Here is an 11,007-nt window from a genome sequence, read left to right on the forward strand (position 1 = left end):
GCAAAAACAAATGCTTCGTCTTTTCGCCTGTTTGCTGATCGTTTTTTACGCCGCCACCGCCGTGGCGCGCGATTGGCAAGTTGTGCCTGAAGGCGATGCATTAGCAATCGCTTTAAAAACAGCTGAGGCGGGTGATGTCATCCGCCTCGCCCCTGGCACCTATCAAGGTCCAATTGAAATCAACAACTCGATCACTATTGATGGGCAAGGACATGCCCACATTAAGGGAAACGAGACTGGTTCCGTCGTCACCATCACCGCAAAAGACGTTGTGGTGCGCGGGTTAAAAATCACCGGCTCAGGCTCTGAAGGCGATGGTCGAGACGCAGGCATTACGATTGCCAAAACCGCTGACCGCGCTTTGGTTGAGGAGAATACACTGATCGGAAATCTCGTCGGCATCGATATTCATGGCACCAAAAATGCAATGGTCCGCGCCAACAAAATCGAAGGCCGTTTGGACCACCGTATGAATGCGCGTGGCAACGGCATATATGTCTGGAACGCTGCTGGCTCAAAAGTTGTCGGTAACGATATCCGTTATGGACGCGACGGCATTTTCGTCAATACGTCGAAAAAGAATGAGTTCGTTGGCAACCGCATGCAGGACTTGCGATTTGCGATCCATTATATGCATGCGAACCAGTCTGTGGTGCGCAACAATGTTTCGCTGGGCAACCACCTTGGCTATGCAATCATGTATTCCGACAATGTGACGATTGAGGGCAATTTGAGTCGGGGCGACCGTGATCACGGCATCATGCTCAACTATACCAACAAAAGCTCAATTCTAGGCAATCGGATCGAGCAAGGCGGCGAAAAATGCGTGTTTATCTACAATGCTCACAAGAATGAGTTTACCGCCAATTTGTTCTCCCAATGCCAAATCGGGATACACTTCACCGCCGGATCAGAACGCAATTTGTTTGTACAAAATGCCTTCGTTGGCAATCGCACACAGGTGAAGTATGTGGGTTCGAAATGGGTCGACTGGAGTGTTGAAGGCAAAGGCAATTATTGGTCCGATCATTCTGCGTTTGACTTAGATGGCAACGGCATTGCCGACGCAGCCTATCGCCCAAACGACATTATGGACCACGTATTGTGGACCCAACCTGCGGCCAAATCATTAATGGGGTCACCCGCCATACAATTGATCCGTTGGTCGCAATCGGCATTTCCGGCGCTATTGCCCGGTGGTGTTGTTGATGGCGCACCGCTGATGAAACCCCAACTCCCCGCCCTCAAAGAATGGGGGGAAATGTAATGACTGCCCTTAAGATCAACAACGTTGTTAAACGCCATGGCACGCTTGAAACCGTGTCTGATGTAAGTCTGAGTGTTGAAGCCGGAGAACGCGTCGCGCTTCTGGGACATAATGGTGCGGGTAAAACGACCATCATCAAAATGGTTTTGGGTTTGATGCCGATTACTCAAGGCACTATTGAAGTTCTTGGCCATCAACCTGGTTCCGCAGCAGCGCGAAAGCAAACCGGGTATTTACCGGAAAGTGTTGCTTTTCACGGCGCGTTGACTGGTCGAGAGCAACTTCACCATTTTGCTCGGCTCAAATCCACGCCCCTAAAAGAAGCAGATCAATTGCTTGAACGGGTTGGTTTGGCCGATGCAGCCGACCGCAGGATCAGCACCTATTCCAAAGGAATGCGCCAGCGGATTGGCCTCGCACAAGTCGTATTGGGGCAACCCAAATTGGCAATATTGGATGAGCCAACCAGTGGCCTTGATCCCGTTAGCCGTCACGAATTTTACGACATCGTCGAAGAGCTCGCACATAACGGGTCCGCAGTTATGCTTTCTTCTCACGCGCTGACCGAATTGGAATTACGCACTGACCGGATTGCCATTCTTTCAAAAGGTAAATTGGTGGCCAACGATAGTTTGCAACGGCTGCGTGATTTGGCCAGCTTGCCCATCAAATTCAAGGTCACTGCGTCTGTTGATGATATTAACGACGTCAATCAGCGCTTGGGCGGCAGACGGGTCAATGGCCAGTCGCTTGAGCTATTGTGTATGCCAGATAAAAAAATCAGCGTCCTGTCTGCGATCACAGCGCTTGGCCCGATTGTAAAAGATGTCGATGTCACCCCAGCGAGTTTGGAAGAGCTATACCGCCATTTCAGCAAAATTGAGGACAAACGATAATGACTTCAATTTTGTCAATCGCTCGTTTGGAACTGTTGATCGCCCGACGGAATTTGTGGGTCGCCACGGCAATTTTTTTAATGGCGATGTTCAATGTGGTTTTGACCATTGCTGGTAACGCGCCGACCGGCGTGTTGGGCGCAAGCCCCATGACAGTCGCCATTACTTCGATAACAACTTTGTCGGTTTATTTGGTGCCCCTGATTGGTTTGCTATTGTCTTTTGATGCCATTTCGGGCGAAGCAGAACGCGGCACCCTTACGCTTGGTCTATCCTATCCGTTGTCCCGCGCTGAAATGCTGCTTGGTAAATTCATCGCCCATATGCTGGTTTTAGGCATAGCTATTGCGATTGGCCTCGGCCTGACCTGCGGCATTATTGTGTCGCGACATGGCACTGAAGCCATTGAATGGTTTGCGTTGTTTCGGCTTTATTTTACATCCCTAACACTTGGCGCAACATTCTTAGGACTTGGCTACACCATATCTTCGCTCGTCAAGCAAACTGGCGCGGCCTCTGGCGTGGCGATTGCATTGTGGTTGATTGCTGTAGTGCTTTATGACCTCGGCCTACTCGGCGCTTTGGTTGCGGACGCCGGGGGAACATTCTCTAAAACCATATTCCCTTACGCGCTGGTCGCAAATCCAGCCGATGCGTTTCGCTTGCTCAATATGCCGGACGAATCTGTGAACTTGTTGGCCTCTGGTCTTGGTGCGGCGAGTAGTGTTTCTGGATTTTTGGGCCAATTGATTTCTTTATTGCTCTGGCCTGTTGCGGCACTGTTGTTTGCCCTTCTTGCCTTTAGAAAGGTCGAGCCGTGATCAACATAAAAATTGGATTTGTTCTCATCGCAGCTTTAATGCTGGCAGGTTGCTCCGGTGAAGCTGCAGTTCAGCCAGCTCCAGCACCCATTGCTTTGACCGAAGAGGCTGCGGGTCATTATTGCCAAATGGTGATTTTAGAACATGAAGGCCCGAAGGCCCAAATGTATCTCGCGGGTATGCAATCCCCCTTATGGTTTTCTCAGGTTCGCGATGGGCTCGCCTACATTAAATCTAAAGAGCAAACAGCAGAAATACTTGTGATGTATGTGAATGATATGGGCGAGGCAAAAAGCTGGTCGGAACCGGGACAAGACAATTGGATAAGGGCTGATGAAGCGTTCTACGTGGTTGGTTCAGATGCACTTGGCGGCATGGGGGCACCGGAAATGGCACCGTTTTCCTCTCAAGAAAAAGCCACAACATTTGCCCGTGCGCGCGGCGGTGAAGTCAAGCTATTGAGCGAGATTTCTGTCGAAGCCGTACTTGCACCTATTGAATATGAAGAAGGATCAAATCAATGATTTCTCGTCGCCGAATGATCTCAATATTGGGTGGCGTTGCGGCCCTACCATTGATCGGGTCTACTTCTTTCGCATCAGTGACCAACTGGCGCGGTATTGCACTTGGTGCAAATGCAAATATTATTCTGGATCATCCCCATGCGGATATGCTGATCGACAAAGCTTTGGCGGAAGTTGCTCGTTTAGAGAAGGTGTTCTCGCTCTATCAAACAGATAGCCAATTGTCGGTTTTAAATCGACAAGGAAAGCTCGATAACCCAGCATTTGAGCTGATCGATCTCCTGAATTTGAGCGGTCGGATACATCGCGAAACCAACGGCGCGTTTGATCCAACTATTCAACCGCTATGGGCGCTTTACGCGCAGAAATATTCTGCCGGAAAAGCACCAAATAAACGCGAAATTGAAGTCGCTCGAACCAATGTCGGCTGGGCCGATGTATCAGTTTCATCAAACACAGTTTCGTTTAACAAGCCTGGTATGGCATTGACTTTCAATGGTATCGCCCAAGGCTATATCGCCGATAAAGTCGCAGCACTACTTCGCCAAGAAGGCATACAAAATGTCCTCGTCAACACCGGCGAGATATCAGCGCTCGGTATGTCGCCAGACGGCGTGCCGTGGCCTATTTCGCTGGCAAATGATGATCGTAAATTACATCTTTCAAACACGTCCATCGCAACCTCAGCCCCAGGCGGAACTCTATTCGACCAAGCTGGCACAGTTGGGCACATTCTAGACCCCCGCACAGGTTTGCCAGGTGGAAAATGGCGAAATCTAAGTGTGATTGATAAGTCAGCAGCACGAGCTGATGGCCTTTCAACTGCGTTTTGCTTGATGGATAAGGCTCAGATTCAATCAGTTCCTGGCGCACATGAATTGGTATTTGGCGAAGCAGTTTAAGTCAAAATGAATTGGGGGGTAGTCATAACTTCAGCGCTCGAAGGGAATTACGGACAACACCATCGCCACGTTCATCTGTAATTTTTCATGATCCCGCTAGGAAACTGAATAGTGGAATTGGGGTAATAGCGCTTGCGGGATGAGAGTCGCGGGAAGATATTATTCATCCACCCCGTAGTTACTCGTGATGTGCTCAATATCATCGTCTGACAAACTATCCATTAATTGAATTCCATATCCATCAACTCTGGATGCACGAATAACGCCAACCGATTGGATTTCGTCGATCTTGATCGTGACACGTTCATTGTTTCGTTCTTGCAAGAACACAGACGCGGGCCTGAATTTGGCGCCACCAGAGGACACCTCGGTAATTACACCGTCAAAAACATACGAATTATCGAGAAGCATCATTGTACCAACCGCAAACGTCGGAAATCTCTCAGATTTACGTTTGTGTGCGTTTTTCTCGTCGTCTTTGTCCATACGCCGACGCAATATTTCGGACTGTTTGGCTGCAACTTCGTCAACAACCAGTTCTGTGTGCTCGTCGGGATGCAATTGGTTCATAACAGCCTCCTTCTTATTGAGATATCGTGGAGCTTTGGGCATCTGTACTTTCGTCAGGTTGTTCCTTGGCCTCTGGAATGGAGGACTCGTAATCTGCGATATGTTTTCGAACAGACCCCATATCACCCTGCGATAGGCTTGTTTTAATCTCTTTTAGCAAAGAATATGGGTCGATCTTATCAATCTCATATTCAGATTTGAGCGGTGCTTCGTGATGTTTGTTTAGATGAGATATTTGCATATCTAGGCTCTTGAGTTTTTTTGACACATCCTCATCACGAAGTTCCAACTGGCGTGATAAAGTGTTGGCTGTTTCGACCAATTCGGTTTTCATATTCTGGTTGGAAGAGATAAGATTTACAGCGCTGATTGTTTGATGCATTGCCCCATGCAGTGCACGATGGGACTCGTTGGTTTGCTTGTGTACGCTTACTAGTGTGTCAACCGCGTGCCGTTGTTCTCTTGAATCTTGAGCAAGATATTCTATCACTTCAGCTAGCCGAGAGAGCTTCTCGTTTATTCTTGTATTGGACGCAGCACTTAATCTGGCGGTCCGCATAATTAAACTTAAGCGCTTTTCTTCAATCATGGCTTGGGCGGCCGGACTACCTGATGCTGCTTTGCCCTCGGGATCCATTTCCACGATTGTTGACATCCAGCCTTCGATGTCTTGAACAAATTCGGAAAATGCCATTCCCGAAAACCGAACCATCAGTCCCAATGCAAGTGAAGTTACAAGACCAAACAATGACGAGCTAAAGCCCGTTGCCATGCCGACCAATGGCTCTTGCAACTTGTTCATTAAGTTCTGAATGGCAGCTGAGGGGTCACCCCCGGTTAAATCAATTGCTGCCAAAATTTGGCCAACTGAAGCGAGCGTAACCATCAACCCCAAGAATGTGCCGATCAAACCAAGTAACACAAGAATGCCAGCAACATATTGAGTGAGAGATTTTCGGTCATACAATCGCGCATCAATTGCATCGAGCAAAGTTTGCATTGTCGAAGGAGAGAGGTTTATGTCTTGGTTTTTCATCAACTCTTCTGACATGAGTTGGTAAGTTGGGCCCAAGACCTCTGGTTTTTTATAAACTATGGCCATTTCTTTGCAACGGTAGTGACGCCATAAGGGATCGTTGACGTTGCCAAGCTGTTCAACTCTGCAATCTTTGTAATGTTCTTGCAGTGCCAAATAGGCAACATGCTCATTCTTAAGCCGCAGAACATTGCGGTAGGTGAGAAATACACCAAAGAAGAACGTGGCAAAAATTGTGACGTTTAGCATCACATTTGACATGGTCGCTGAAACAATAAATTCATACTGCCACAAAGACAGTAACATCAGGACGCCAAATACTACGGACATACGAATGAGTGGCGTTTGAATTGTCTTTGTCATTCGAATCTACCTAATTATATAAAACTCGCCCAGATACTTACAAACATAAATGCAAATTTGGTTAAGAATTGACTTCGAAAGTAATTGGCATAGCATTTCTTAAAATTAGGATTGGCCGTTTACAAAAACACGAACCTGGTTGATTTCTTCTTCAGTGGGGGCAGGGCGAACATTTATCGTTAAGCTTTCGCCGTCGAAACCCGAATTTATTAGAACGTTGCGTACAGAGAGAACGCGAAAATACGCTTTGCGTTTTGCCTGCGATACGGCTGTGCTTTGGGGATCAAAGAAGCTCCATGCGGTTAGTTTTGCCCCGCGCAGTGCATCTTTATTTTCCTCCAGAAAGCGCAACATTTCAGCTTCAGCATCGGCTGTGATTTCGACGCCTTTCCCCATAAATTTGAGAATTAGGATTTGCGCCGCACTTGTCACAGCTACTTTGTGCTCTGGATTCGTATTGGGCGTGTCTTCTTTCGCCACTACAATTGTCTTTTCTTCTAAGACTTTTCGAGATTGGATTTGAAGTTGATTTTCGGCTTCAACTTGCTCTGATTGAGTTATTTTCTCGCTTTTAGTTGGTTCAGCTACTCCAACGTCACTGGTTGCCGACGTAGCATGCAGTTCAGCACTGGTTGAGTCAGGTTTTTTCTCGGCAACATTTGGTGTGTCCGCCTCTAGGACGTCGTTGTCCACTTTCTCAGTTGGCGGTTTTCCTGAAATTTCAGCCGTAATTACTGTCTTGGCAATTTGCTGGGAAATACCAAAGATGACAACTCCAAGGACGATGAGCAGGAATGTTACAACCATCACAATTGTGGAGAGCGCATCCACAAACCCTGGCCAGTGATTGTCTTCTTCCTCTAAACGCTTTGCCATGTTGCTACCGAGCCCCGTTTATTGCTTTTTTTGCAATTTTTCGAGGACTTCGTTGCGCGGGCCGTCCGCTACGATTGTGCCATTTTCCATCCAAATAATGCGATCAACCAATTTCAAAAGTTGCATTCGGTGTGTAGACAAAATCAGGGTGCGCCCCTCAAGTATTGAAGGTAATTTGTTGATAAGCAGTGCCTCTGTCGTATTGTCCATCGCAGAGGTTGGCTCGTCCAATACAAGTATTTTGGGATCTTTCGCCAATGTTCTTGCGAGGCCAACGGCTTGTCGTTCACCACCTGAAAGATGCTGTCCACGTGGACCTACAGACAAGTTGAACCCTTGGGGATGTGTGTCCACGATATTGCTTACACCAGAAATATCCGCAATTTTTCTCAATAGAGCGTCGTCGATGTGTTCGTTTCCAGACAGAATATTTGCACGTATAGAATTGTTCATCAATTCGGTGTCTTGACTCATATAGGCCATTGATTGACGGAGCAGTAATGGTGAGATTTGTCGCGCATCAACACCATCGAACAGAATTTGACCGCTATCAGGCTCGAACAATCGCGGAAGCAACTTCAACAGTGTTGATTTACCACTTCCATTGCGACCGATAATTCCGATACGTTCTTCATGACCGATATCCAGCTGGATATTTTTCAAGTTGTGTTCTTGGTTGTTGGGATACGAAAAACAGATATTACGCATGGAGATGTTGCCGTTGGTCAGTGCAGCACCTTGAGTAACGTCGCCACCTGTTTCATCTTGCGTGTCCAATAGTTTCAGGGCTTTGCAAATGCCGCCTCTCGCACCGGCCAATTGTGCGAGCTGCATGATCAACTGGCTGACCGGAGAGATTATTCGACCAACCAATAGAGTTGTTGCTGCCAAATTTCCAAGTGTCATCATGCCAGCGTTCACCTCAATCGCGCCGACGACGATGGTCATAACAATTGTAAGTTGAGTGATATTAAGCATCAGTTGGGTAGAGAAAGCGTGCGACTGACGCGCCTGATGATTAAGAAAGGCGCTGGTGTCTGTCCGTCGTTCCCAATCATTTAAAAGCAAGTGCTCTGTGCCTGTGGCCTTTGTTGTTGCAATTGTTGCTGCTGTTTCAATTGCTTGGTCGTGAACTTCGATACGCGCTTCGTGCGTTTCACCAGCTCTTTTCTGAACTTTAAAACTATTCCAGGCAATCACCGTTGCGATTAGCAATATGCCCATGATGGGTACAATCACAACAATGCCAGCTAGACTGAATACGAGTAAAAGCATCAAAAACACGAATGGCAAGTCTGCGAGTAGAGCAGTCAAAAATGACGGTACCAAAAGTGCAGCTTGTTCAGTTTCTTGAAGCGTTGCTGAGAACCCTTTGGTGAATTGTTGGCTTTTGACCAACGGCACGCTAACCAGCTTTCGATAGAGCGCCGACTGCAGGTTTAAACCGAACTTAACGCCAACGGCTTCTTGCAAATTTACACGGGTCGCACGCAATCCTGTATCTACACCAAGTGCTATGAGCACACCAAATGTTAGTGCCGTAAGCGTTTCAAATGCCCCGTGAGGGACAACTCGGTCGTACACAAGTGTTATAAATAGCGGCAAAACTACCAGCAATAAGTTCGATAAAATCGCGGCAGAAAAAAGCTTTACAAAAAATGGGCGGTAGTTTTTCGTCGCCATCGAAATCAGGCGTTTGACAGCACTCGTGAGGCTTGAATTGATATTTGGCTGCTCAGTAGATTTTTGCCTGACAGGGGGCAGGTTAGTCTGCCCAATTGCTGGGTGTACGCTTAGCCAATTGCCTGTCAAACACTCTTTTAGCGCACGCAAAGAGACCTTTTGCCTGCCATCGCTGGTCAAAATATTAACAAGGCCATTTTCAGAACTCAATATGATAAGACTGGTTTGGTCGTTCAACTCAGCGATTAAGGGATGCGGCCCATTCGCTATTTTTGTTGGATCGCTTTTGCCAAACTCTAGCTCAGAGTGTAGTTCCTGTGCGAGGCTCTTTAAAGTTTCTTGAGCGGGATAAGCGCCAAATCGCGCCAATATTTCATCTTCATTGGGTGTGTTAGAACCAAGCCAACTTCTGGTCAATTTTGTTATAGCTATAGGGAAAACGAAACCATTCGGACTAAATGCTGCTTTAGATGAATTGGCTTCACCGCTAGGATGAACTTGCTCACCATTTTGCCACTGATCAACCGTTCTGGTTCGTTCAGGCTGTGCAGTCTGTTCAGTTTGCTGAGCCAAACCCTGGGACACGGGTGTTAGTTTCCTAATTGTTGACTAATTGTTACTAACTTCATGCGATTAAATATTTGATTAAGGTTAATAAGTTCTAATCCCAAAAGTAATTAACCAATTTTCGCAGGCCTTTATTGCCATGTCTTTGACCACGCCAAATGAAAATGAATCTGAATATTTGATTGATAGGTCGTCATTTGCTCGTCGGACAGATCAAATTGATAAGCATGCCAATCGCCTGTTTCTTGTCGTCGTCAGTGTCGGTTTAGTGTTGTTCGTAAGTTGGTCCGCGTTTGCAAGGCTAGATCAAGTAACCCGTGGCAACGGGCGGGTCGAAGCATTAGAACAAAATCACGAAATCCAACATATGGAAGGCGGTTTGGTTTCAGAGATTTTTGTAAAAGAAGGCGACGCTGTTCAAAAGGGTGACGTTCTATTGCGGATCGAGAACAGTTTTTCCAAAGCTGAATTTGAGCAAACCCGTTTGGAGTTGGGGTCACAGCGCGCAAAGTTGGTACGTTTGATGGCAGAAGCAATTGGAGCAAATCAGATTTCGCCTCCTCCAGACTTAGTGAAAGATTTTCCAGATGCTGTCGCAAACGAGCGACTGATTTTTGGGCGGCTGAGAGCCAATCTCAATGATCAAAACTTGATATTCCGGGACCAAGCTCAGCAACAAAGACTAAAGCTTTCCGAACATCAGTTAAGGTTGGAAAACAAACGCAAAGAATATGAATTGTTATTGGAGCAAGTTAAGAGCTATCGCAAACTACTGAAATCAGGCGCGGCATCTCGGAACGAATTACTCTCCCACGAAAGTGCTTTGCAGCAAGTTAAAACCCAAATCAATGATTTAGAGTTTCGCGTTCCCTCTACCCAATCGGAATTAGATGAAGCATTGCGACGTCAAGATGAATTGTCGACCCGGGCGCAAGCTGAAGCGGAAAAGGAAGCTGCTGCGGTTGCAACAGTAATTGCGCAATTGGAAGCATCGATAAGCGCACTCGGCGATCGAAAGTCGCGTGTCAGTGTTGTTGCTCCGATTGACGGACGTATAAACAGACTATTAGTTTCCACAGTAAATGGAGTGGTTCAACCAGGGCAAGTGTTGGCACAAATCGTACCCAACGACTTGGCCATCGCCGTTGACGCGCGTTTGTCCCCCAAGGACCGGGCTAACGTTTGGCCGGGACTAGAAGCTGTAATTAAGATTAGTGCATATGAGTACTCAGTATATGGGGGCCTAGTAGGCGAAGTTATTGAAGTGTCCCCAGATGCCCTACAGGACGAAAATGGAAATCCATATTTTCGTATTCGGGTACGTGCAGACAGTGCTTCACTGGGTGAGGACAACCCCATTGTGCCGGGAATGTTGGCTGAAGTTAATGTGATTACCGGCTCTCATTCAGTGCTGGATTATATATTACAGCCGGTTCGTCGGGTGCAAGCCAACGCCCTGCGGCGTTAGCCCACTACCAATTTTACATTTGTAAAATGGCCAC

10 protein-coding genes are annotated in these 11,007 nt (G+C 47.1%); 6 read left to right on the plus strand and 4 right to left on the minus strand.

Annotation, left to right across the window (positions count from 1 at the left end):
- Window positions 1–10: 10 nt before the first annotated feature.
- The 5 genes from ACSHWX_RS02570 to ACSHWX_RS02590 are packed head-to-tail and all read left to right on the plus strand — an operon-like array spanning window position 11 to window position 4,410.
- Window positions 11–1,267, plus strand: coding sequence for a nitrous oxide reductase family maturation protein NosD (locus tag ACSHWX_RS02570; RefSeq protein ID WP_435666612.1), 1,257 nt, complete (start codon window positions 11–13; stop codon window positions 1,265–1,267).
- Window positions 1,267–2,163, plus strand: coding sequence for an ABC transporter ATP-binding protein (locus ACSHWX_RS02575; RefSeq protein ID WP_435666613.1), 897 nt, complete (start codon window positions 1,267–1,269; stop codon window positions 2,161–2,163). The genes ACSHWX_RS02570 and ACSHWX_RS02575 overlap by 1 nt, the downstream gene beginning before the upstream one ends.
- Entirely contained in the window at window positions 2,163–2,984 is an 822-nt protein-coding gene (locus ACSHWX_RS02580; RefSeq protein WP_435666614.1) for an ABC transporter permease, read from the plus strand. Before ACSHWX_RS02575 ends, ACSHWX_RS02580 begins: the two co-directional genes overlap by 1 nt.
- Window positions 2,981–3,508 (plus strand): nitrous oxide reductase accessory protein NosL, encoded by a 528-nt coding sequence (locus ACSHWX_RS02585; protein ID WP_435666615.1) that lies wholly within the window; start codon window positions 2,981–2,983, stop codon window positions 3,506–3,508. Before ACSHWX_RS02580 ends, ACSHWX_RS02585 begins: the two co-directional genes overlap by 4 nt.
- Entirely contained in the window at window positions 3,505–4,410 is a 906-nt protein-coding gene (locus ACSHWX_RS02590; protein ID WP_435666616.1) for an FAD:protein FMN transferase, read from the plus strand. Before ACSHWX_RS02585 ends, ACSHWX_RS02590 begins: the two co-directional genes overlap by 4 nt.
- Window positions 4,411–4,569: 159 nt before the next feature.
- Here ACSHWX_RS02590 and ACSHWX_RS02595 read toward each other — a convergent pair whose 3' ends face one another.
- The 4 genes from ACSHWX_RS02595 to ACSHWX_RS02610 all read right to left on the minus strand — a co-directional run bounded on the left by ACSHWX_RS02595 (window position 4,570) and on the right by ACSHWX_RS02610 (window position 9,523).
- Window positions 4,570–4,980, minus strand: coding sequence for a PilZ domain-containing protein (locus tag ACSHWX_RS02595; protein ID WP_435666617.1), 411 nt, complete (start codon window positions 4,978–4,980; stop codon window positions 4,570–4,572).
- Window positions 4,981–4,993: 13 nt separating this feature from the next.
- Window positions 4,994–6,379, minus strand: a complete 1,386-nt coding sequence (locus ACSHWX_RS02600; RefSeq protein ID WP_435666618.1) for a hypothetical protein — start codon at window positions 6,377–6,379, stop codon at window positions 4,994–4,996.
- A 105-nt stretch (window positions 6,380–6,484) separates the two neighbouring features.
- Window positions 6,485–7,210 (minus strand): hypothetical protein, encoded by a 726-nt coding sequence (locus tag ACSHWX_RS02605; RefSeq protein ID WP_435666619.1) that lies wholly within the window; start codon window positions 7,208–7,210, stop codon window positions 6,485–6,487.
- Window positions 7,211–7,273: 63 nt separating this feature from the next.
- The gene (locus tag ACSHWX_RS02610; RefSeq protein ID WP_435666620.1) at window positions 7,274–9,523 is read right to left on the minus strand and encodes an ATP-binding cassette domain-containing protein; all 2,250 of its coding nucleotides are present in this window, start codon (window positions 9,521–9,523) and stop codon (window positions 7,274–7,276) included.
- A 121-nt stretch (window positions 9,524–9,644) separates the two neighbouring features.
- Between ACSHWX_RS02610 and ACSHWX_RS02615 the strand changes: the two genes are divergently transcribed.
- Window positions 9,645–10,973 (plus strand): HlyD family type I secretion periplasmic adaptor subunit, encoded by a 1,329-nt coding sequence (locus ACSHWX_RS02615; protein WP_435666621.1) that lies wholly within the window; start codon window positions 9,645–9,647, stop codon window positions 10,971–10,973.
- Window positions 10,974–11,007: the final 34 nt, after the last annotated feature.

This window comes from Maritalea sp., from assembly GCF_051251695.1.
GTDB lineage: Bacteria > Pseudomonadota > Alphaproteobacteria > Rhizobiales > Devosiaceae > Maritalea.